At 57.7% G+C, this 21,148-nt stretch carries 20 protein-coding genes; 7 read left to right on the forward strand and 13 right to left on the reverse strand.

Features of this window, described 5'->3' with window-relative positions; genetic code table 11:
- Positions 1 to 27: 27 nt before the first annotated feature.
- Positions 28 to 696, reverse strand: a complete 669-nt coding sequence (locus H9I52_RS16510; RefSeq protein ID WP_187454746.1) for a YceI family protein — start codon at positions 694 to 696, stop codon at positions 28 to 30.
- 326 nt (positions 697 to 1,022) lie between these two features.
- On the opposite strand from H9I52_RS16510, the gene H9I52_RS16515 reads away from it, so the two are divergent.
- A complete protein-coding gene (locus H9I52_RS16515) occupies positions 1,023 to 1,508 on the forward strand; it encodes a methyltransferase family protein (protein WP_187454747.1) in 486 nt (161 codons plus the stop codon).
- A gap of 98 nt (positions 1,509 to 1,606) precedes the next feature.
- Here H9I52_RS16515 and H9I52_RS16520 read toward each other — a convergent pair whose 3' ends face one another.
- The 3 genes from H9I52_RS16520 to fdhD are packed head-to-tail and all read right to left on the reverse strand — an operon-like array spanning position 1,607 to position 5,461.
- The gene (locus H9I52_RS16520) at positions 1,607 to 4,165 is read right to left on the reverse strand and encodes an FdhF/YdeP family oxidoreductase (protein WP_187454748.1); all 2,559 of its coding nucleotides are present in this window, start codon (positions 4,163 to 4,165) and stop codon (positions 1,607 to 1,609) included.
- 55 nt (positions 4,166 to 4,220) lie between these two features.
- The gene (locus tag H9I52_RS16525) at positions 4,221 to 4,556 is read right to left on the reverse strand and encodes a DUF7009 family protein (RefSeq protein WP_187454749.1); all 336 of its coding nucleotides are present in this window, start codon (positions 4,554 to 4,556) and stop codon (positions 4,221 to 4,223) included.
- A complete protein-coding gene (fdhD, locus tag H9I52_RS16530) occupies positions 4,553 to 5,461 on the reverse strand; it encodes a formate dehydrogenase accessory sulfurtransferase FdhD (RefSeq protein WP_316248045.1) in 909 nt (302 codons plus the stop codon). The genes H9I52_RS16525 and fdhD overlap by 4 nt, the downstream gene beginning before the upstream one ends.
- A 220-nt stretch (positions 5,462 to 5,681) precedes the next feature.
- Between fdhD and moeB the strand changes: the two genes are divergently transcribed.
- Both moeB and H9I52_RS16540 read left to right on the forward strand, forming a co-directional pair.
- Positions 5,682 to 6,794: a molybdopterin-synthase adenylyltransferase MoeB gene (moeB, locus tag H9I52_RS16535; RefSeq protein WP_222940526.1), complete on the forward strand. Its 1,113-nt coding sequence runs from the start codon at positions 5,682 to 5,684 to the stop codon at positions 6,792 to 6,794.
- 83 nt (positions 6,795 to 6,877) lie between these two features.
- Positions 6,878 to 8,041 carry a putative sulfate/molybdate transporter gene (locus tag H9I52_RS16540; RefSeq protein WP_187454750.1) on the forward strand — a complete coding sequence of 388 codons (1,164 nt, stop codon included), beginning with the start codon at positions 6,878 to 6,880 and terminating at the stop codon, positions 8,039 to 8,041.
- Between the two features lie 25 nt (positions 8,042 to 8,066).
- On the opposite strand, the gene H9I52_RS16545 is transcribed toward H9I52_RS16540, so the two are convergent.
- Positions 8,067 to 9,641, reverse strand: coding sequence for a glycosyltransferase family 39 protein (locus H9I52_RS16545; protein WP_187454751.1), 1,575 nt, complete (start codon positions 9,639 to 9,641; stop codon positions 8,067 to 8,069).
- A gap of 417 nt (positions 9,642 to 10,058) precedes the next feature.
- Between H9I52_RS16545 and H9I52_RS16550 the strand changes: the two genes are divergently transcribed.
- On the forward strand, positions 10,059 to 11,288 hold the full coding sequence (locus tag H9I52_RS16550) for an acyltransferase family protein (protein WP_187454752.1): 1,230 nt from the start codon (positions 10,059 to 10,061) through the stop codon (positions 11,286 to 11,288).
- 112 nt (positions 11,289 to 11,400) lie between these two features.
- On the opposite strand, the gene moaA is transcribed toward H9I52_RS16550, so the two are convergent.
- Entirely contained in the window at positions 11,401 to 12,390 is a 990-nt protein-coding gene (moaA, locus tag H9I52_RS16555; RefSeq protein WP_187454822.1) for a GTP 3',8-cyclase MoaA, read from the reverse strand.
- Positions 12,391 to 12,519: 129 nt separating this feature from the next.
- Between moaA and H9I52_RS16560 the strand changes: the two genes are divergently transcribed.
- Positions 12,520 to 12,762: a MoaD/ThiS family protein gene (locus H9I52_RS16560; RefSeq protein WP_187454753.1), complete on the forward strand. Its 243-nt coding sequence runs from the start codon at positions 12,520 to 12,522 to the stop codon at positions 12,760 to 12,762.
- A 79-nt stretch (positions 12,763 to 12,841) separates the two neighbouring features.
- The gene (locus tag H9I52_RS16565) at positions 12,842 to 13,258 is read left to right on the forward strand and encodes a molybdenum cofactor biosynthesis protein MoaE (protein ID WP_139515506.1); all 417 of its coding nucleotides are present in this window, start codon (positions 12,842 to 12,844) and stop codon (positions 13,256 to 13,258) included.
- 18 nt (positions 13,259 to 13,276) lie between these two features.
- Here the strand turns inward: H9I52_RS16565 and H9I52_RS16570 are convergent, their stop codons facing one another.
- Entirely contained in the window at positions 13,277 to 14,461 is a 1,185-nt protein-coding gene (locus H9I52_RS16570) for an NTP transferase domain-containing protein (RefSeq protein WP_187454754.1), read from the reverse strand.
- On the reverse strand, positions 14,448 to 14,948 hold the full coding sequence (moaC, locus tag H9I52_RS16575; protein WP_139515505.1) for a cyclic pyranopterin monophosphate synthase MoaC: 501 nt from the start codon (positions 14,946 to 14,948) through the stop codon (positions 14,448 to 14,450). The genes H9I52_RS16570 and moaC overlap by 14 nt, the downstream gene beginning before the upstream one ends.
- 162 nt (positions 14,949 to 15,110) lie before the next feature.
- On the opposite strand from moaC, the gene H9I52_RS16580 reads away from it, so the two are divergent.
- A complete protein-coding gene (locus H9I52_RS16580) occupies positions 15,111 to 16,331 on the forward strand; it encodes a molybdopterin molybdotransferase MoeA (RefSeq protein ID WP_187454755.1) in 1,221 nt (406 codons plus the stop codon).
- 73 nt (positions 16,332 to 16,404) lie between these two features.
- On the opposite strand, the gene H9I52_RS16585 is transcribed toward H9I52_RS16580, so the two are convergent.
- The 5 genes from H9I52_RS16585 to H9I52_RS16605 all read right to left on the reverse strand — a co-directional run bounded on the left by H9I52_RS16585 (position 16,405) and on the right by H9I52_RS16605 (position 21,047).
- The gene (locus H9I52_RS16585) at positions 16,405 to 16,545 is read right to left on the reverse strand and encodes an oxalate:formate antiporter (protein ID WP_139515503.1); all 141 of its coding nucleotides are present in this window, start codon (positions 16,543 to 16,545) and stop codon (positions 16,405 to 16,407) included.
- Between the two features lie 32 nt (positions 16,546 to 16,577).
- The gene (locus H9I52_RS16590) at positions 16,578 to 17,978 is read right to left on the reverse strand and encodes an OFA family MFS transporter (RefSeq protein ID WP_187454756.1); all 1,401 of its coding nucleotides are present in this window, start codon (positions 17,976 to 17,978) and stop codon (positions 16,578 to 16,580) included.
- Positions 17,979 to 18,168: 190 nt separating this feature from the next.
- Entirely contained in the window at positions 18,169 to 19,629 is a 1,461-nt protein-coding gene (locus H9I52_RS16595; protein WP_222940528.1) for an N-acetylmuramoyl-L-alanine amidase, read from the reverse strand.
- Between the two features lie 264 nt (positions 19,630 to 19,893).
- Positions 19,894 to 20,445: a hypothetical protein gene (locus tag H9I52_RS16600; protein WP_187454758.1), complete on the reverse strand. Its 552-nt coding sequence runs from the start codon at positions 20,443 to 20,445 to the stop codon at positions 19,894 to 19,896.
- 35 nt (positions 20,446 to 20,480) lie between these two features.
- Positions 20,481 to 21,047, reverse strand: coding sequence for an energy transducer TonB (locus H9I52_RS16605; RefSeq protein ID WP_187454759.1), 567 nt, complete (start codon positions 21,045 to 21,047; stop codon positions 20,481 to 20,483).
- Positions 21,048 to 21,148 lie beyond the last annotated feature (101 nt).

Here is a 21,148-nt window from a genome sequence, read left to right on the forward strand (position 1 = left end):
TGCTTATCCTGATTTTGGGCCGATCGGCTATTGCTTGGCTACTGCGTCCTGCTTAGCAATCACGTTGAAATTCAGCGTAAAATCATTGTCGATGGCCTTGTCGCCGAGGCTTTCGAAGAACGATGTGGAGCGGAACTTGATGTCGTATTTGGTGCGGTCGACGGTGGCGGAGCCGCTGGCAGCCGCGATGCCGTTTTTCACGCCCACCTTCGCCGGAAACGTGATGCTGTTGGTAATGCCTTTGATGGTCAGATCGCCGGTCACGGTCATGTTGTTGGCGTCGGCCGCGGCCCCTGCAATCGGGGCGATGCTGGTGATTTTGAACGTAGAAGTCGGGTTCTTTTCCACGCTGAAAAAGTCGTCGGACTTGAGGTGGCCCACCAGTTTGGCATTCATGCCGGCGTCGGTGAGGTCTTCGTCCTTCACCGTGGTCATATCCACCACAAACGTGCCGCCCGTCACCTGATTGCCTTTTACCAGCACACTGCCCTCTTTAAACTGCATGGTGCCGGTGTGCTGACCGGTTACCTTTTTGCCCACCCAGCCCAACGTACTTAGCTGCGGCTGAAGCTTGTAGGTGGCCGCCTGGGAGCGGGCATCAATAGCGCCAACGGATTTCACCATAGGCTTTTTCTGGGCCGTAGCCGAAGTGGCCAGCAAGGCGCTGGTCAGCAGGAAAAGCAGAGTTTTTTTCATGAGACAGTGGAAAGGGAGGGTTAGGTAGAGTACTGGCGGATAGCACGTTACTTTCCGCATAGGTAAGGTAATGACGGAGAAAACTACTTCCTAATTCTTCTTTTCGCTCCGGTTGCCATTCACCAACGAAATTCAACTCCGTAGCAACCCACTTCCATCGCTTGCAGACCAGCTTTGCTTTACCCCATTATCCTGAGACAGACAGACTATTCCAGCGCCAAAATCCGGCTCAGGCTTGCATCTGAGGCCATATTTAACTATATTATAATCAACATATTACACCAACAAACCCTGTACATTTCCGGTCACTCCTAAACACTTCACCCATGAAATCCAGCTTCATCCACAAGGACAGTCCGGGAGTAGTGGTGCCGCCGCCCTTCCTGTACGTCCTGATCTTCTTGGCGGCCTTTCTGCTCCAGCGCTGGCTGCTGCCGCTCGATGATGCCCTGTGGCAGCACATGTCGGTGAAGGTGCTGGGCGGGGCCTTTTGTATTGCTGCCTTTGCGCTGCTCGTTTCGGCTGTTACGCAGTTCCAGCGAACCCATAACACAGTCGTAACCGTACACCGCGCCAACTCCCTCCAGACTACCGGCGTGTATCACCTGACGCGCAACCCGATGTACCTCGCCCTGCTGCTGCTGTATGCAGGCCTGGCCTGCCTGGTCGGTGGCTGGTGGCACTTGATTTTGCTGCCCCTCCTAATCCTCATCGTGCAGGAGTTCGTTATCAAACACGAGGAGCATTACTTGGAACAAGCGTTCGGCCAACAATACCAGGACTACAAGCGCACCACAAGGCGTTGGCTGTAAGCCTCTTATCTAGCCTGCACTCCTTAACACGCAAGCACGCAAAAGCCCGTCTGTTGTACACAGACGGGCTTTTGCGTAAATTATTTATTATCAAGCACTTATGCTTCAACGGCCAAGCCTCGGCGTTTGGCTTCGGCTTCGGCGGTAGCAGCTTGCGTAGGCACCACCGTCACGACCACGTACTTCGAAGTGGGCGTGTTGCTGGTTTTGGCTACGCTGGCCACGGGCACGAGCGGGTTGGCCTCAGGGAAGTAGGCCGCCACGTTGCCCTTCGGGATGTCGTAGGGTACGGCCACAAACTTGAGCACGGTGCGCTGATCGCCTTCGAAGTGGCTGGTGATGTCGATCAGGTCCCGGCTCTTGATGCCGCGCGCGGCCATGTCCTGCTCATTCATGAACAGCACGCGGCGCTCGCCGTGGATGCCGCGGTAGCGGTCGTTGTACTCGTAAATGGTCGTATTGAACTGGTCGTGGCTGCGGACGGTCATCAGCACGAGCTGATCGGGCTCAAGCTTGTACTTTTCTAGCTCGGTGGTGGTGAAGTTCGCCATGCCGTTTTTGGTGGTGAACTTGCGTTCGCGCGGGCCGTTGGGCAGGTAGAAGCCGCCGGGCTTGCGCAGCTTCTCGTTGAAGTTGTCGAAGCCCGGAATCACGCGGCTGATGTGGTCGCGGATGACGTCGTAGTTTTCCGTCATGGCTACCCAGTCGGCGATATTCGTCCGTTCGCCCAACGTAGCAATGGCCACGCCGCTGATGATGGCCACTTCGCTCATCATCTGGCCGGCCAACGGCACCAGCACGCCTTTGTTCTGGCTCACGACGCCCATCGAGTTCTCGCAGGACGTCATCTGGTGTCCTGACTTTTGCATGTCGATGTCGGCGTGCGTAAAGCAGGGCAAGAGCAGACTGGTTTCGCCCGTGGTGAGGTGGCCGCGGTTAAGCTTGGTGCCCACAAACACGGTCAGCTTCTGCTTGCGCATGCCTTCGGCAATGACTTCGGTATCGGGGCCGGCGGCCAGCAGGTTGCCACCGAGGCTAAAGAAGACCTTGGTTTTGCCCTTGTACATGGCCTTGATGGCCTCGACTGTATCCAGGCCGTGCTCGTAGGGCGGCGTGAAGTGAAACTCCTTGGCCAAGGCATCCTGAAATTCTTTGGTAGGCTGCTCCCACACGCCCATCGTGCGGTCGCCCTGCACGTTGGAGTGACCGCGCACGGGGCAGGTACCCGCACCGGGCTTGCCGATGGCGCCCTTCATAAGGTGCAGATTCACAATCTCTTGGATCGTCTGTACGCCTTGGCGCTGCTGGGTCACGCCCATGGCCCAGCAGGTAATGATCTTTTGCTTGGTCGCGATCAGGTTAGCAGCTTCCAGCAACTGCGCCCGCGTAATGCCGCTAAGCTCTTCAATGTCTTCCCACGACGTGTTGCGGATATTTTGCTCAAACGACTCGAAGCCCGTAGTGAACTCTTTGATAAACACCTGATCGATTACGTGGCCGGGGTTCAGGTCTTCGGCTTCGAAGAGGTGCTTCATGATGCCGCGCAGCAGGGCCATGTCGCCGTCTACGCGCACTTGCAAAAACACATCGGTGATCGGCGTGCCGTCGCCCATCAGAGCGCCCAGCGCCCGCAGCGGATTCATGAAATCCTGCGGGTTGCGGAAGTGGTTGAGCCCTGCCTCCAGTAACGGATTGACGCTGATGATTTTAGCACCGTTGCGTTTGGCCTTCTGCAAAGCCGTGAGCATGCGCGGATGGTTGGTGCCGGGGTTTTGCCCGATGATGAGAATGACCTCGGCATCGTAAATGTCGTTGAGCGTAACCGACCCTTTGCCCAAGCCCAGCGTAGGGCTGAGGGCCGCGCCGCTGCTCTCGTGGCACATGTTGGAGCAATCGGGTAAGTTATTGGTCCCGAACATCTTAGCAAACAACTGAAACAGGAACGCCGGCTCGTTGGGTACTTTGCCCGAGGTATAAAACACGGCCTCGTGGGGCGAATCCAGCGCGTTCAGGTTGTCGGCAATGAGTTGGAAAGCATCCGACCAGGCAATAGGCGAGTAATGGTTGTCGCCGGGGCGCTTCACCATGGGATGCGTCAGGCGACCCGCGTTGTTTTGGTCGCGGTCGCTCATGCGCGAAAGCTCAGCTAGGCTGTGCCGGGCAAAAAACTCCGGACCCGCGGCTTTGTCGTCGGCGTCGGAAGCGGTGGCTTTGGCGCCGTTTTCGCAAAACTCAGCGATGGAACGGTGGTCGTCGGGGTCGGGCCAGGCGCAGCTCGAGCAGTCGAAGCCGTCCTTTTGGTTCATGTTGAGCAGCCCCTTGGTGCCGCGGGTCAGGCCGCCTTCCGTCCAGCTAAACTCCATCGACTTCACCACGGCCGTAATGCCGGCGGCCACCTTCGCGCGGGCTTCCAGCTTGAGGCCCGTCAGCTTGTCCACGGGCTGCGCCAACACCGGATGAACGTACTTGGCAAATGCTACTTCCGGGGCCGGAATGCGGCTCTCATCACGATCTCCCTGAGGGTCAAGCCGGTAATGATCGTTGGTAGGGGCAGCGCCTTGGTCGGGGCGCTCGCCACTTTTCGGAACGTTGGTTTCGGCGTGCTGCTCTTCGGTTTTGCCGGCTTTGCTGGGGTCTTCGGCGGGTGATTTTTCCATGGGGGCTGCGAGGTAATTTCGGGGTGGAATCAGCTATAAAATCCGGAAAACCAGATCAGTGCCGACAATCGAGGTCCTTCTCAACTAGAATACGTAATTCCTGGGTTTCAGTCACATGCAGCTTCTCCGAAAAGCCAATGTCCGAGCCCGCGACCCATTGCTGGGCCAGGGCGGCGGGCACGCGCACGGCCATCGAACCGCTGGCGTAGAGTATGCGAACGGTGTCGCTGGGGTCGCCTTCGGGCAGGCGTTCTAGCGAGTATTTCAACTGATCGTCGGGGTGCGGACCAAGCCGGACGCTGGACGAGACGCGACCGGTACGGCCGAAGTGCTGCACCTCGTCGTCGGACAGGCGCAGGCGCACAGAGTTGTCTTCGATGCGGAGCTTCATGCAGAATGGGTGGCGTGATGGGTGGAAGGATCGGCGGGGGTTTCCGCCTGAATACGCCACGCACCGGTATAAATGTTATAGCGCTGCTGCCGCACAAAGCCCAACAAGGTCATGCCGAAGTCGGCGGCGGCTTGCACGGCCAGGCTGCTCGGCGCGCCCACAGCGGCCAGCACCGGAATGCCCGCCACGGCTGCTTTCTGCACCAGCTCAAAGCTGGCCCGCCCACTCACCAACACAATGTGCTCATGCAGAGGCAGTTGCTCATTAAGCAAAGCAGCCCCAATCACCTTATCCAGGGCGTTGTGCCGGCCTACGTCTTCGCGCAGCAACAGCAGTTCGCCCGTAGCCGAAAACAGCGCCGCTGCGTGTAGGCCACCGGTTTGTTCAAACAGCGCCTGGGCTTCGCGTTGGCGGGCCGGCAATTCATGAATAACGCGGGCCGCCACGTACGGACCCGCCGTAGGCAGCACGGGACAGGAAGACGCATGCACCGCGTCGATGCTGGTTTTGCCGCAGACGCCGCAGCTCGACGACGTGTAGAAGTGGCGTTCGAGGCGCGGCATATCGGCCACAACGTGCGGCGCGAGCTCGGCGCGCACCACGTTGTGGCGCTCCTCTTCTTTTTCCACATCCGGGCAATAGATCACGCCGGTCAGATCGTGGCGGCTTTGGATGAGGCCTTCGGTGAGCAGAAAGCCCGCCGTCAGCTCGAAGTCGTGGCCGGGTGTGCGCATCGTGATGGCCAGCGTGCGGTGCTCCCGCGCACCCGTCGGCCCAAAGCCCACCCGGATTTCCAAGGGTTCTTCGGCCGCTACCACATCCGATTCCGTTACGAAGTGATCGCCCGCTACTTTTTGCACGGTAGCGTATTCGTAACTGGTGGCAGGCAGGAAAACAGGCAGCACGGGTAGGACGTTTTAAGCGTTGAAGGAGCAGCCGAGGCGCGTTTGCAAGCCGCTGCCTCTCTAACCTTCTGGCGCGTTAGAAGTTTGTAGCAGCAACCGACCTTGCAGCTGCTTTTTCCTATCAACGGCGTTTTTTTGCTATGGTTTTGCAAGGTTTTGACTATCAATTATTTATATATTCAGATAAACGCCACCTACTTCTCTCCCTTTAATTAGCCTGATGGTGCTTACTTCCCTCGAACAGCAACGCTACCGCCGCCATTTGCAGCTTCCCGAAATCGGGGAGACCGGGCAGCTGGCCCTGCAAGCCGCGCGGGTGCTGGTGGTGGGCGCGGGCGGCTTGGGCTGCCCGGTGCTGCAATACCTAGCCGCGGCCGGCGTGGGCACACTCGGCATTGCCGACGCCGACCACGTGGAAATCAGCAACTTACAGCGCCAGATCCTGTACGGCGCCGCCGACGTGGGCCGCTCCAAAGCCGAAGCGGCAGCCGAAGTAGTTCATCGCCTCAACCCGCTGGTGCGGCACGAAGCCTACCCATACCGCGTCGATCGGGCGACGGTGCGCGAGCTGGTAGCCAAGTACGACGTGGTAGTCGACGGCACCGACAACTTCCCGACCCGCTACCTGCTCAACGACGCCTGCGTTAGTCTGGGCAAGCCGCTGATTTCGGGCGCCATTTATAAGTTTGAAGGCCAAGTTTCGGTATTTAATTACCAGGGCGGCCCCACATACCGATGCCTGTTTCCGCAGCCGCCTTCGGCCGCCGAGGCGCCCAACTGCGACGCGACCGGCGTGCTGGGCGTGTTACCTGGCATCATCGGCTGCGCCCAAGCCACTGAAACGCTGAAGGTTATCCTAAACCTGGGCGAAGTCCTCAGCGGCAGGCTTTGGGTGTTCGATGCGCTGACCTTTCAGACGCGGGCATTGCGTTTTCCGCGCCACCCCGAGCGCGCGCTCGTCAACCTCGACACGGCCGACCAAGCTGATTACGCCGAGCTGTGTCAGCCGGTATTTGCTGCCATCTCGGCGCGGGAGCTGCAAGCGCAGCTGGCCTCGGCCACGCCGCCGTTTCTGCTCGACGTGCGCGAGGCCGATGAGTATGCGCTGGTGCATTTGGCCGGCGCCACGTTGGTACCTTTGCAAAAGCTCGCGGAAATGGCCGCCCGACTGCCGCGCCATCATCCGGTGGTCGTGTACTGCCATCACGGCGGCCGCAGCGCCAAAGCTATTCAGTTACTACACAGTACGTTAGGCTTCAATAACCTAACCAACCTTACCGGCGGTATTCATGCCTGGGCCACCGAAGTAGACCCAACGATGCCGCAGTATTGAGAAAATTCGGCTTGAGCGAAGCCTGAGACATCTGAATCATAATTACCTATCTATTAATCAGTTACAAGCCCACCTAATACAGCATGCCGCTTACCGCCACCCCCCCACTACGCCGCCGCATCCGCTTCGACCGCAACGAGCTGGCCGGGGCTTTCGGCGACCTGGGCACGGACTTGCCGTTGATTATCGGCGTGATCGCAGCCTCGGGCATGGACAGCGCCAGCGTCTTGGTCATGTTTGGGTTGATGCAGGTGTTTTCGGGGCTGTGGTACGGCTTGCCCATGCCGGTGCAGCCGCTCAAGGCGTTTGCGGCGCTGGTAATCGCCCAAAAAATTCCAGGGCGCGTCATCTATGGCGGTGGCCTGGCCATTGGCGTCAGCATGTTGGTGCTGGCCGCTACGGGTCTTATTGATGCACTGGCGCGCCTAGTACCAAAGCCGGTAATCCGTGGGATTCAGTTTGGCCTGGCCTTACAGCTCGCTACGCTGGCCCTGAAAGACTACGTGCCCGCCGACGGACTAGGAGGCTATGCGCTGGCCGCGGCGGCTTTTACCGCGACGGTTGCACTGCTGGGCAATCGGCGTTGGCCGGCGGCGTTAGTTGTTATTGCTCTGGGAGTTATCTACGCACTGATCTTTAAGCTGGACTTGGCCACCGCCCAGAAAGCCTTTGCGTTTCATGGGCCCAGCTGGCATACGCCTTCCCGCGCCGACATCCTGACGGGGGCCGTGCTGCTGGCCTTACCCCAGATTCCGCTGTCGTTGGGCAACTCTATTTTGGCCACCAAACAGGTACTGCACGACCACTTTCCGGAGCGCCACATTACGGTGCGGCAGATCAGCTTCACCTACGCCCTCATGAATTTGGTGAATCCTTTCTTGGGCGGGTTTCCGGTGTGCCATGGGTCGGGAGGCTTGGCGGGTCACTACGCGTTTGGGGCCCGCACGGGCGGCTCGGTGGTGCTGTACGGCGGCTTGTTTTTGGTGCTGGGCCTGTTTTTCAGCCAAGGCTTCGCGCAGGTCGTCCAGATATTTCCGCTGCCGGTGTTGGGGGTACTGCTGTTGTTCGAAGCCCTGACGCTGGCAGCTCTGCTGCGCGACATCGCCGGCACCCGCGCCGATTTGCTGGTGGCGCTGCTCGTGGGCCTACTGTGCGCCGGCTTGCCGTATGGCTACTTGGTAGGCTTGGTAGTGGGTACCACTATTTACTACGCCATGCGCCGCGGCTGGGTAGGCATCGGAAAGTAACCCTTTTCAACTATCTTATTATCAATTACTTACCAAACCCACCTTGCCAAGCGGCCAACGCTTGCTGACGCTCTCTTTGAACGCGGTCCAGCAAGGCCGCCGAAGGACCCGTGCCTAGGTAGATGGTCGTGCCCTTCTCGCGGGCGTACGGATTGGTGATTTCGCCTACTTTCCGAAGGGACTGAAAATAGGGGATTAAGTCATTGGGGTAGCCTTCGCCAACCAGCAACAAGTGCCGGTAAGGCCGGGCGGGCGGGTCCGGAAACCAGGTAGCGTAGCTGCCGTTGAAGCTGGTGGCCGCTGGCATCGCCCGATGGCGGTTGTAGTAGTTAATGGCTCCGGCCTGGCCGTAGTTATCACATTTGATTAGAGTTGCTGCGCGCGTCGAATCGGGTAGGGCTTGGTAGGCCAGCCACGCCTTATCGGCTAGTTCCTGCCAGCCCAACATGTCGGCGTAGTCTTGCGGCAGGGGGTGCAGTTGGCCGTCTTCCCAGCGCGTTGCCCCCGATTTCTGGTAAAACGGCACGTGCCCGAGCCGCTCCATTTCGCTAGGTGAAAACGCGGGCAAGAAGTACGGAAACCCCGGCAGCAACAGCAGAAAAGGGATCGCCAGCAGTACGGGCCGCAGCATCCATCCCAAGCGCGGCCGTCGGGCCAACGTGGCCTGCCACCATACGGCACCCACCGAAAATAAGGCCGGATAGTAACCCAGTGCGTAATAGCTTTTGCCGTGTAACACACTCAGGATCAGCAGCCCTGCTACGTAAAGAATGCCTACACAGCGCGCTTCCGGCGCCGGCCGGCCCCGCAGCGCCGCCCACAATCCGGGCACCCACACAATAAGGGCCGGAAAGCACATCAGGAGCTGGTCCTTCCAGAAATCGGCGAGCGAAACGTGCACCAGCTGGCTTTCGCGCAACAGCGCCATGTGGTGCCGAAACGGCAGTCCGTGGCTTACCTGCCACCACAGGTTGGGACCGCAAACCAGTAGCCCCAGCCCTGCCGCCAGCCAGAAGGACCGCGTTGTGAGCAAGCGGCGCAGCGGCGTCAGGAACAGTGCAGGCAGCAAAGCCGCCACAAAGAAAAAGGTAGTGTATTTGTTCAGCACTGCCAGCCCCAGCGTGATGCCCAGCGCGTACAGGTGGCGCGGACGAGCATCGGGCTGCACCAGACGCACGAGCAGGTAAGTACTTAAGGTAAAGCCAAATACCTCGAAGGCATTGGGCTGATACAGCAGGTGCAAACGGCTAAAGGCCGAGAACAAAAAGCAGCACCCAGCCAGCAGTTGCGCCCAGGTATTGCCACCCAGCCGTTGGGCAAGCCGCACGACCACGTACACCGTCAGGCTACCCCACAGCAAAGGCCAGAATTTTACCCAAAAGTAGCCACCGCCCAGCGCGAGCGTAACCCAGCTTTGGGCAGCCAGCAGCGGCGGCACTTCCAGATACCCCCAGGCCAGATGGCGGCCGTAGTTGAGGTACAGGTATTCGTCGCGGTGCAGCTCGTACGCCGGGTTGATCGACAGAAAGCCCGTCGCAAACTTTACCACGGCAAACAATACCGGCAGACGGCTGCCCACCACAGGCAACGAACGAGGCATTTCAGCAAACTTCATAAACAGGCATTCGTGCCACTGGCTTAGGAAAAGCTTAATCAGGAATTTCTTGGACTGAAACCGCAGATAGCAAACCTAGCAAAATCATTTTCTTTCAAGGATAACGGCTTAGAAGAGTTTATAGAAAATCAATAAATACCCGCAACCATCAGTATATCAATTGGTTGTACTCAATATTTAACTGTCCAGGTGAGTTGGTGACGTTTTTATAACAGAACTCATATGCAAGCTCAACTGTAAATTACACTATAATAGCACAGAAAAGTGAAATTTTAACTTTATTTTAAGACCTTACGTTATTAGGGCATAATTTATGACGCTCTTGGAAACGGTTGATTCGCTGAAGGATTGGCTCTCAGCTTATTAGCATATTTTTATGAACAAATTTTAACCAGTACCGCTTTGTCTACTCGTACTTACTTTCCCAACCTGGACGGTTTGCGTACTATAGCGTGCTTAGCAGTGTTCTGCTGCCACAGCTTTTTTGCCGTTACCAGAGAGGGCGTCTTAGAATCGTGGGTGTACCGCTACGGCCTGAACGTCTTTAAAAACGGCAACTTAGGCGTTAACTTCTTTTTCGTGCTTTCGGGCTTCCTGATCACGTATCTGCTGCTCGAAGAGGAGCGCCAGAACGGGCGCTACGCCATCGGGGCGTTCTACCGGCGGCGCATCTTTCGCATCTGGCCGCTGTATTACGCATGCGTGTTTTTTGGCTTTGTGGTAATGCGGTGGGCCAAAACGCATTCGGGCCAGCCCTGGCATGAGCCAGCCGATCCTATGCTGTTTGTCACGTTTCTGGCCAACTTCGACGCCATCTTCAACAATACAGAAGCATCGGCGGTGAACCTGAACGTGCTGTGGTCGGTGGCCATTGAGGAGCAATTTTATCTGGTGTGGCCGCTACTCCTGCTCATCTTTCGGCGCAACCGCTTGGCTGTCTTTCTATTACTTATTGCGGCGTCGATGGCATTTCGCTACGTGCACGCCCATGAGTTCTTGATACTCTACCAGCATACGTTCTCCGTCATGTCGGACTTGGTGATGGGCGGAGCCACGGCGTGGTTGTGCTTCAACTACGAGGGGTTCCGCAACTGGGTGCAAAACTGGTCGCGCAAGAGCGTGGCCATCGGCTACGGCATTGGCTTGGTGCTGATCGTGATTCCGCAGGAATGGACCATCACGCCCTTTGTCGTGGTGCAGCGGGTGCTGTTGGCGTTTTTCTTTGTATTCGTGATTCTGGAGCAGAGCTACACCACCCGATCCCTCTGGAAAATTAGCAATAATCGCTTTCTAAGCTATTGGGGTACTTATACTTACGGCTTTTACTGCCTCCACTTTATCTGCATTCAGGCCGTGCTGCTGGTGGTACGGCACTACTGGACCGGGCCCGTTAACGTCAGCTTTGTGTTGCTGTATTCGGGCCTGTCGCTGCCGGTGAGTGGTGCGGTCGCGTGGTTGAGCTACCGTCTGTTTGAGCAGCCCTTCCTGCGTCTGAAAGGCCGTTCGTCGACGGCCCCGGCAGCCTCCACGCCGGCCACCGCACCTGTTACCCTCGCCCTTCCTCAGGACGCGTCGGAGCCCGCCCTCGGCGTTGCGGCTCAACCGTCGGCTACGCCACTGCAATACAAGTAAGGCAAGCAGCATTCGGATCGCGGAACACCAAAACACCCAGGATAAATTATTGATAATCAATAATTTATCCTGGGTGTTTTGGCAATAAAAAATGTATGGTTAAGTCGTAAAACTATCCCCCGATCGTGGACATGGACTCGAAGCTGAGCTGGTGCAACGGGCGGCGCTGCTCGGCCTCGAAGCCGTTGGCGGCGCGGTGCTGGAACGCAGAAACCAGCGCCTCTCGAATCTCGGAATCCGTTGAGCCATTGCGCAATAAAGCCCGCACGTCGAGCACGCCTTGGTCGTAGAGACACGTTTTCAGGCCACCTTCGGCCGTCAGGCGGATGCGGTTGCAGGTGCCGCAAAACGTACGCGAATACGCCGCAATGATGCCCACCGTACCCATGTGACCCGGAATGGCATATTCGGTGGCTGTGGCGCCCGCGTCCGTTGGGATGGCGTGCAAGCCCGGAAAATGCTGGCTCAGGTGTTCGCGGATGCGCACATGGTTCCAGGGCAGCAGTACGGCGTCGTGGCTGCCGCCGTTGAAGGGCATTTCCTCGATAAAGCGCACATCCACAGGAAGTTCGCGGGTAAGCTCGGCCAATGGCACCAAGTCTTCGGTGTTTTGGCCATCCATCACGACGGCGTTGATTTTCACCCGAATACCAGCCGACAAGAGTGCGAAAAACGTATCCATCACGGCGGGCAGCTCGTCGCGGCGGGTAATGCGCGCGAAGCGGGTACGGTCGAGCGTATCGAGGCTCAAGTTGACGGTGCGAATCCCCAAGCGCACCAGTTCCGGAATGTGGGGTGCCGTGAGTACCCCGTTGGTAGTCAGGCTGATATCGTGAATACCCTCGATCTGACTGAGACGCTCGATAAACGGCACCAAGTCGCGGCGCACGAAAGGTTCGCCGCCGGTCAGGCGCACTTTGCGCACGCCCAAGCCGGCTAAAATGGCGACTACGCGCTCCATTTCTTCGTAGGTCAGCAACTCACGTTTTGGCAGATACTGAATACCTTCGGCCGGCATGCAATAAAAACATCGCAGATTGCAGCGGTCGGTAACGGCCAGCCGCACGTATTCGAGCGGACGGCCGTGGTTATCGTATAGCACAGGCGAGGCAACAGCCATAAAGCAAGTAGAAGCAATGAGATGAAAACGCCAATCGAACAAAAAACGTTTGAGCAGCTTTTCGGTTCAGCCCTTTCACACGTAAGGTGACCCAATATTGTTGTATAACCAATGAACTTACGAATTGCCTTGTTCGGCATCACAAAAGAAATTGTGGGCCAATCGCAGCTAGAGCTTACCGCGCCCGAAGGCCAGTCGGTGGAGCAACTCATGCAACAGCTGCAAAGTGCCTACCCCGGCCTGCGCCAGCTCACCAGCTTTGCCGTGGCCGTAAACAACGAGTACGCTGCCACCGACTACCGCCTGCACGAACGCGACGAAATTGCGCTGATTCCGCCGGTCAGCGGCGGATAAGGGCATTATTCGTAACCATTTAATTAACAACTACTTGCAAAGATAAGCAAGTAGAGATTCTGAGCTCAAGAAGGTTTGTATGCTTATTGAATTAACCGATCAGCCGATTGATGTCGCTGCGGCCTTGGCCGCTGTGCAGGCCGATGGCGCGGGCGCCGTCAATGCCTTCATCGGCACGGTGCGCAACCAATCGACCGGCCGGTCTGTGGTGCGGCTCGAGTACGAAGCCTACGACAGCATGGCCGTGCACCAGATGCGCAAAGTAGCCGAACAAGCCCAGGAACGCTGGCCGATGCTGCAACAAATAGCCGTAATTCACCGCAAAGGCACGCTCTACATCGGCGACGTGGCCGTGATCGTGGCCGTTTCTACGCCGCACCGTGCCGAGTCGTTTGCCGCCTGCCAGTACATCATCGACACGATTAAGCAGGTAGTAACCATCTGGAAGAAAGAGTTTTACGAAGACGGTCAGGTTTGGGTAGCGGCGCACCCGTAAGCGCCAGTCTTCGCCGCGCTACATGCTCTTACCACTCAGTTCCTGCTGCGCAGCCTCGCGCTCTTCGGGTGTGTTTACGTTGCGCAACTCTTGGGGCGCAGGCGCAGCAAGCAATTCTATGTCGCTGTTGATTAGCACTTTGCGCGGACACGAATACCCCAAGCCCAAAAACCGCAGCAATACGGCGTAACTCCGCGGCTCCCAAATCGTGATCAGTGGCTCCGGAAACTCATTGTCCGGACTTTGGAAGGCGGTGGCCACTTTGCCTGCGTTGCGGTGCTCGACGAGGTGCTGCAACGTCGCTGCGGAGAGGAAAGGCAGGTCGCAGGCCACAACTAGCCACGCGGCATTTGGGTCGAGTTGCATGGCGCTGAGTAGCCCACTCATCGGCCCCAGATCCAGGAAGCGATCCGGTAGCGGCGTAAGCCCAGGCGGCAGATCAGCAAGCTGATCGGGGCGGCAGGAAACGTGCACGTCTTGGCACACGGCCGCAAGCAATTGGGCGGCGTATTCGCGCTGCTCTAGCTCGTGGTAGCGCAGGCGACCTTTATCGGTTTGCATGCGCTGGCTTTTGCCGCCGGCCAATACCAAACCGCGCAAAGACGGTAAGCTTTTCTGCCACCACTCGCGGATATAAGCTGCAATAGACTCTGTATCAGACAATTGCATGATAGGCTGATTATCAACCAGATGCCCTTGCAGATAGGCTGGCACTTCCGTTACGCCTTCGCTCAGAAGCACGAGTTGCACAGCGGTCAGACGGTCGAGCTTGCGGTCGAGGGGCTTGGCGGGGTCAATGATGATGATTTGTTGCTTGGCCCGGAAGTGATTGCCGTTGACCAAAACAAAGCTCTGCGCGCCCAGCCATTCTTGCTGCGAAAACTTGTCCAGCTCCCGGCGCGCGTCGAGGCGCCGAAAATGAATTTTGTCGGTCAGCTCGGCGGCAGCTCCGGCTTGCAATACGGCGCTGGCACCGCCTGCTCCGCCCTGCTCGGCTTCGTCGCCCGCAGCGTGGTCGGCGTCCACGTACGCGACCTGCAACGCAGGCGTAAGGTGCGGCAACAGACGCGCCACCAACTCCTTGATTTTGCCACACGGCGCGCCCAAAATCGCTAGTTCGTGCCGGTTGAACTCGCCTATTTCTGGACGCACCAGTGCCGCGTGCTTGGTATGACCGGCGGAACCGGAATTATTCGTCGACATGATGAAAATCGCGTTTGCCGCCCGTTTTTTCGATGAGGCGGGTTTCTTGAATTAAAATATTGTGCGACAAGGCCTTACACATATCGTATACGGTAAGTGCAGCTACCGAGGCCCCCGTCAAGGCTTCCATTTCGACTCCGGTTTTGCCCGTTACCGTGGCTGTGCATTCGATGGTAATGGTGTCGTGGGAAGTCACTTCGATGCGCACTTGGCAGTCGTCGAGGCCGAGCGGGTGACACAACGGGATGAGGTCGGCCGTTTTCTTGGCTGCCATCACGCCGGCCAGAATCGCAGTCTGGAACACCGGCCCTTTGTGCGAAGGCAGGTCGCCAGCCTGCACCAACTTCAGGATTTCGGCGCCTAGCACAACGCGGCTGCGGGCTTTGGCCACGCGGCGCGTTACGGCTTTCTGACCGACATCGACCATGCTGGGCTGACCGGCGGCATTGAGGTGAGTAAGCTTAGAATTAGGAGAAGTATCAGACATGAAATTTAGCGTCAGCTTTGTGGGCTTTGAGTGGGCTTGAGAGCTTGCACAATCGTTGTACGAAGGCGCCTTGCAGCAGGGCGTTGCGCTACTTACCTAAACAACAATTTCGTACAGACGTTACGCAACCACCCCCACAAAGCTGACGCTAAATTTCTTTCTATGCTCTCCGTCGAAGAAGCCACCCGCCGCGTGCTCGCCACTGCTCGGCTTTTGCCTGCCGAAACTGTCATGCTTGCCGAGGCCACGGGCCGCACCTTGCGCACCGACCTGCGCGCCGATCGTGATTTCCCGCCCTTCGACCGCGTTGCAATGGATGGTATCGCTTTGAATTTCAGCGCAATACAAAACAACGTTCTTGATTTTCCAATTGAACACACCCAGTTTGCCGGACAGGCTCCCAAGCCCCTGCAAAGCCCGCAAGCTGCCGTCGAGATCATGACGGGCGCCGTGCTGCCGCCCGGCACCGATACGGTGGTCCGATACGAAGACCTTACCATCGCCACCGCCCCCAACGGCCAGCGAATTGCCACCGTCGTCGTGGCCCCGCCGCATGCGGGCCACAACGTGCATGCCCGTGCTGCCGACCGCCGTCAGGGCGATGTATTGGTGCCCGCGGGTACGCGTCTTGGGCCGGCCGAAATAGCGGTGGCGGCCACGGTTGGCGCGGCTACTTTGCCGGTTACGCGTCTGCCGCGTTTGGCGGTGGTCAGCACTGGCGATGAGCTAGTGGACATCACCGAAATACCTCTTGCTCACCAGATTAGGCGCTCGAACACCTACATGCTACAGGCCGCTTTGTCGGCGACGGGTGCCACGGCTGAGGCTTTTCATTTCAACGACGACCCAGCAGCGCTGCGCCTAGGCCTACCGGGGCTGTTGCGCGGTTTTGATGCCGTAATTCTGAGCGGCGGCGTCTCGAAAGGGCAGGCCGACTTTCTGCCGGCTACGCTGCGCGAATTGGGCGTCGAACAGATTTTCCACGAGGTGCAGCAGCGGCCGGGCAAGCCGTTCTGGTTTGGGCAGCAGGCCGGGGGCGCCGTGGTATTCGCCTTGCCCGGCAATCCGGTTTCAACCTTCGTCAATTACTACCGCTACGTGCAGCCGTGGCTACAGTGTAGCCAACGCCCTGATTTACAACCTACTGCTTTATCGTATGCTGTTTTGGCTGCCGACTTCACGTTCAAGCCGCACATTACCCATTTTCTCAATGTGCGCCTCGAAGCCGCACCGGATGGCCGCCTAATGGCTCATCCGCAACGGGCCGGCGGCTCCGGTGATTTGGCCGGTTTGCTGCAATGCGATGGATTTTTGGAGTTGCCACCCGAACCGGAGCTATTCACTGCGGGCAGTGTCTTTCCGGTGTGGCGCTTTCGGGCTTAAATCACTGACTTGCAATGCATAAAAAAGCCCTCAATGCTACATTGAGGGCTTTTTGCAGGTAAAAGCTCGTGCTCTATTGGAACAGCGCCAAGGCTTTTATAAACGTTTGCGACACGCCCCACAGCAACGGCACGCCCACAAACAGCCACGAAATGGCCAGCGCCAGCCCTGAGGTTGGCTCCTCCGACACAACGGGATCTACTTTCGGTTCCATATGATTGTCAGTCAGTTACAAAGAGAAGAAAATTAAGCAGGAACTTTGCGGGCGGCTTCTTCGTGCACAAAATACTTTTCGTTGACGGCCGTTATGGCCAAGTTGGCCAGAAAGCCAATCACAAGCAGGCCCGCCATGGTGTAAAACAACGACTGAAACGAAGCGGCACCGGTCAGGCCTTTGGCTTTCGCATTGTCGTGCAGGTAGTTAACCAGCGTTGGCCCCAAAATGCCTGCCGTTGACCACGCCGTGAGCACACGGCCGTGGATGGCACCCACCTGCTTTTTGCCGAACAAGTCGCTCAGGTACGCGGGGAGCGTAGCAAAACCACCACCATACATACTCAGAATTACGCAACAGGCTATCACAAAGAACGTTAGCGAAACATTACGCCCCAGCGTCGGCAGCAGCGCATACAGCACAATGCCCAAGCCGAAGTAGATCATGTAGTTGGTTTTGCGGCCCAATTTGTCGGAGGCCGACGACCAGAAGAAGCGACCGAGCAGGTTGAACAAGCTCAGCAAGCCCACAAAACCTGCCGCCGCGGCAGCCGTCACCCCTTTGCCGGTGCCCATAAATTTGTCAGAAAAAATCTCCTGAATCATCGGCGAGGCGGTTTCCAAAATGCCAATGCCGGCCGTCACGTTCATGCACAACACAACCCACAGCATCCAGAATTGGGGCGTTTTGATGGCCTCGTCGGCCAGCACGTTGCCGGTGGTGATGAGGGCGCTGTGCTGGGCGTTGGGCACGTAACCTTCGGGCTTCCAGTCATCGGCGGGCACCCGAATTGTCCAGACACCTAACTGCATGAATACCAAATAGATAAGCCCAAGCACGATAAAGGTTGCGGCTACGCCGTTGTCGGTTGGCGATTTGAAACGGTCCATGAGCGCTACCGACAGCGGCGAAGCGATCATGGCGCCGCCGCCAAAACCCATGATGGCCATGCCTGTAGCCACGCCCGGCCGGTCGGGAAACCACTTAATCAGGGTGCTGACCGGCGAAATGTAACCGATGCCCAGCCCAATTCCGCCCACGAAGCCGTAGCCGAAATACAGCAGCGGCAGCGAGTGCAGGTGTACGCCCAGCGACCCAATAAAAAAGCCGCCCGCAAAACACAGCGCCGACGCCAGCATGGCTTTGCGGGGCCCGACGCGTTCCAGCCATTTGCCAAACACCGCGGCCGAAAGCCCCAGCAGCACAATAGCGATCGAGAAGATCCAGCCAATCTGGCCGGCCGTCCAGTCTTCCGGGGCGGGCTTGGCGACGTCGTGGCTGATGAGCGAGCCCAGCGGATTTTTGAACACGCTGAAGGCATAGGCCTGCCCAATAGCAAGGTGAATGGCCAACGCCGCCGGCGGAATCAGCCAGCGGTTGAAGCCTGGGCCCGCAATGGTGCGGCTGCGGTCCAGAATGGAAGCGGTTGCCATGAGATGATGGGATTTGGTGGGGAAAATAGATACCGATAGCTCCTCGGCCCGACCAGCAGGCGGTTACTATACGTGTTGAATTTCAACAAGGTAGAATCTTTCCAAACCGATCTGCGAGAAGCAATGGATATTTTTTGCTAAAAAACTATAGCTGGCAGTTGCCGGTTGTAGCACGTCCAAAAAGCCCCGCTTACTGCTCGGCGGGCTCGTGTTGCAACCAGCCCCGCAGCCCTTTTGCCCGCGTGTTGCGCAGAAAGTTTTTTAGCCCTGCCACCATGTGCTCAGCCATCAGCTGTTGAAACGCCGGGTCAATCAAGCGCTTCTCATCTTCGGGGTTCGAAACGAAGGCCGTTTCCACCAGCGCATTGGGGTAGTCAGTGGGTCCGTTGAGGCCAAAGTTGAAGCTCCCGACGTTGCCGGCACCCCGCAGGCCGGTTTTGCGCATCTCATCGTAGAGCGCCACCGACAACGGCCGGAACGCCACGTAGCGGTAATAGGTGCTGGTGCCTTGGCTCACCCCGCCCCCCGCCGAATTGACGTGCACGCTGACCAGCAAATCCGGGTTGGCCTTGCGCAGCAACAATACCCGATCGACGTTTTCGACGGTAACGTCGGCTTCGCGCGTCATGATGACGCGGGCGCCGGCTTGTTCCAGCTCGTGCCGCAGTTTTTGGGCAATGGCTAGAGTCAGATCTTTTTCGCGGGCGCCGCTGGCCCCGGTAGCGCCCACGTTGGTGCCGCCGTGCCCGGCATCTACCGCGACAGTGAGGCCGCGCAGTTGCAATTTTTGCGGCGGACGTTTCACCTTGATTACCAAGGTATTATTGCGATAACCAATAGAATAGCCCCAACTCTGGATATGCTTTAGGTTAAGCACCAAGCGGAACACATCAGGCTGGGGCTGCTCGTAATGAACGTCGCCTAGCTCTTGCAGACCGTCGCGCTGCGTAATCCAATTGGTGTTGGAAGTGGCTCCAAATACATCCACCACCAGGCGTGTGGGTTCGGTCAGAAGCTGAGAGCGGTACGGTAGGCGGGCCTCAAGCGGTACCTGCACATAGTCGTAGAGCGAATCGCCGTATACGCTCCACGATCCGGTCAGCGAGGTCGGCACAAAGCCGCCGGGCGGCAGCAGGCGCACAACTTCCTGCGGCACCCAAGCCGTTTGGTTTTCAGCCAGTTGCACCCGATATAGGTTGCCCACACGGCCCGTGATGTGCAGCTGCACCAACGAATCGAGGTAGCCAATTTTGGCGCCGCCCAGTCGGTCTTCCCCCAAACCGTAATTCAGGTACGGCAGCGCGCCTTTGGTAACGGCAAGTTGCGGCTCGTTGGGGTTCAGAAACCGGATTTGCGCCTTACTCTGTGCCGTGGCTTGCAGGCTATCAGGCGTTAGTAACTGAAAGATAATCAGGCGATTGTGCAGCGTGTCGCCGGGTTGCACTACGTACGTGCCTTGGTAAATACCACGCTGGCCCTTCGTCAGCGCGGCATCCAGCTCCGTCATGGGCTGATTACCCAAAAACGTAACCTTGCTGCCGGGCTGCCCTTTGAGTCGCACCTGCAACCGATCGCCAGGCTGTAGCCACTGGCTGGCCGCCGGCACCGTTTCGGCACTTTCGATCAGCGGGGTTTGAGCATGGACCTCCATGCCTATCGCCAACAGTACAAACCAAAGAAGAAAGCGGCGCAATTTCGGTGATTTAAAATGCTTTATATCAGACTTTTATGACTATGTCTAGAAGCTAAAGCTCCCCTCCTTTTTTCAAGGAGGGGTTGGGGGTGATTGGTTAGAATTAGAAAGCTAGAACTAGTTGTTGTTCAACGACTTTTACCACCCCCAACCCCTCCTTAAAAAAGGAGGGGAGCTAGCTCTTTATCTCTAGTCTATTTCATATAAATAACTGATTATCAATTATTTATCTTTCATTGCTTCTCTCAAGTCCTTTACATCGCGCCCATTTTCCAAACCTAAGAATTCGGTTTGCAAGGCGCGGATGTGCACTTCATTGCGGGCGCGCACATCGAGGCGCACGTCGCGGAGGCGGGCATTCAGGCGTCTGTACACCGCCGTAGCATAGTCCCAGTCACGTTGCGTCCATTGGCGGCGGCGCTCCCGAACTTGGCGCATGAACTGGGTGTAGGCCGGATCGATGGTTTCGGCGGTTAGGCCATCGATATTGGAATACGTGCCCAGCAATTCCTGCGTTAAAGTAGCCGAAGCTGCCGCGTCGAGTGGCTGGCGCGCCCGCACCCGAGCCGCTGAGTCGTAGCGCGCCGCGCGCCGGCCAGCAGTTTTGAGCTTGTCGCCTGCGCGGTCGGCGAGAGTATCCAGTTTGCGGGCTTCATTGCGCACGACCTCCTGCCGCTCGCGGGGCGTTGAGTCGCAGGCGGTGAGCAAAAAGGTGGCACTTCCGACTAGTAAGCCGGTGGCAAAAAGCGAAAAGCGGGGCGTGAGGGAGTTCATGGGCGTTTCATACGCAAAGGCCCGCCCCCAGGATGCTACTTGAGCCGGAACACAAACGGCATCTCGTAAACAACGGGTACTGCACGCCCGTTTTTGCGGGCCGGAATCCATTGGTTCGGAATGGTGCGGCTCACGCGCAGAGCCTCTTCGTCGCAACCACCGCCCACGCCAGCCACCACTTTGTGGTTCGATATCTGACCTAGGGTGTCGATGGCAAACGACACAATGACTTTGCCTTGCAGCTTCCGGTCCTGGGCGGCCAAGGGGTAATTAAGTTTGGCCGTGTAAGTGGCCAGGGCCGGATCACTGCCAATGAACATCGGCGGCTGATCGACGCGGCTTTTGGTCCATTGGCCGGGTTGCAATTCTACGTCGTAGAAAATGTCTTCGATGGGCCGGAAAAACAGGAGCTTTTTGGTGGTGTGGTCGTACTTCTGCAAAATAACCTGGCTGCCGTCGCGGGTGTAGCCATAGTATTCCCAGACTCCTACTTTATCGCCTTTTTCAAGGGTGCCGCTTTCCCATTCGGTTTTGCGGACGCGTTGGGCCCAGCACAAGGCGGGCAACAGAAGCAGTAAAAAAATGAGTACGTGTTTTTTCATAAGGGTGCGTAGAAATGCTAAACCAGAAGAAACGCGCTGCCAGCCACCTCAAAGAGGCGCTTAACCAGACTAATTCATTCTTAGTTTCGTTCTATTACAGC

The organism is Hymenobacter sp. BT491 (assembly GCF_014349165.1).
In the GTDB taxonomy this organism is placed as follows: Bacteria; Bacteroidota; Bacteroidia; order Cytophagales; family Hymenobacteraceae; genus Hymenobacter; species Hymenobacter jejuensis.

Coding starts and splice junctions, on each gene's coding strand:
- H9I52_RS16510 (WP_187454746.1), bottom strand. CDS start 696: ATGAAAAAAACTCTGCTTTTCCTGCTGACCAGCGCCTTGCTGGCCACT.
- H9I52_RS16515 (WP_187454747.1), top strand. CDS start 1,023: ATGAAATCCAGCTTCATCCACAAGGACAGTCCGGGAGTAGTGGTGCCG.
- H9I52_RS16520 (WP_187454748.1), bottom strand. CDS start 4,165: ATGGAAAAATCACCCGCCGAAGACCCCAGCAAAGCCGGCAAAACCGAA.
- H9I52_RS16525 (WP_187454749.1), bottom strand. CDS start 4,556: ATGAAGCTCCGCATCGAAGACAACTCTGTGCGCCTGCGCCTGTCCGAC.
- moeB (WP_222940526.1), top strand. CDS start 5,682: ATGGTGCTTACTTCCCTCGAACAGCAACGCTACCGCCGCCATTTGCAG.
- H9I52_RS16540 (WP_187454750.1), top strand. CDS start 6,878: ATGCCGCTTACCGCCACCCCCCCACTACGCCGCCGCATCCGCTTCGAC.
- H9I52_RS16545 (WP_187454751.1), bottom strand. CDS start 9,641: ATGCCTCGTTCGTTGCCTGTGGTGGGCAGCCGTCTGCCGGTATTGTTT.
- H9I52_RS16560 (WP_187454753.1), top strand. CDS start 12,520: ATGAACTTACGAATTGCCTTGTTCGGCATCACAAAAGAAATTGTGGGC.
- H9I52_RS16565 (WP_139515506.1), top strand. CDS start 12,842: ATGCTTATTGAATTAACCGATCAGCCGATTGATGTCGCTGCGGCCTTG.
- H9I52_RS16570 (WP_187454754.1), bottom strand. CDS start 14,461: ATGTCGACGAATAATTCCGGTTCCGCCGGTCATACCAAGCACGCGGCA.
- moaC (WP_139515505.1), bottom strand. CDS start 14,948: ATGTCTGATACTTCTCCTAATTCTAAGCTTACTCACCTCAATGCCGCC.
- H9I52_RS16580 (WP_187454755.1), top strand. CDS start 15,111: ATGCTCTCCGTCGAAGAAGCCACCCGCCGCGTGCTCGCCACTGCTCGG.
- H9I52_RS16585 (WP_139515503.1), bottom strand. CDS start 16,545: ATGGAACCGAAAGTAGATCCCGTTGTGTCGGAGGAGCCAACCTCAGGG.
- H9I52_RS16590 (WP_187454756.1), bottom strand. CDS start 17,978: ATGGCAACCGCTTCCATTCTGGACCGCAGCCGCACCATTGCGGGCCCA.
- H9I52_RS16595 (WP_222940528.1), bottom strand. CDS start 19,629: ATGGAGGTCCATGCTCAAACCCCGCTGATCGAAAGTGCCGAAACGGTG.
- H9I52_RS16600 (WP_187454758.1), bottom strand. CDS start 20,445: ATGAACTCCCTCACGCCCCGCTTTTCGCTTTTTGCCACCGGCTTACTA.
- H9I52_RS16605 (WP_187454759.1), bottom strand. CDS start 21,047: ATGAAAAAACACGTACTCATTTTTTTACTGCTTCTGTTGCCCGCCTTG.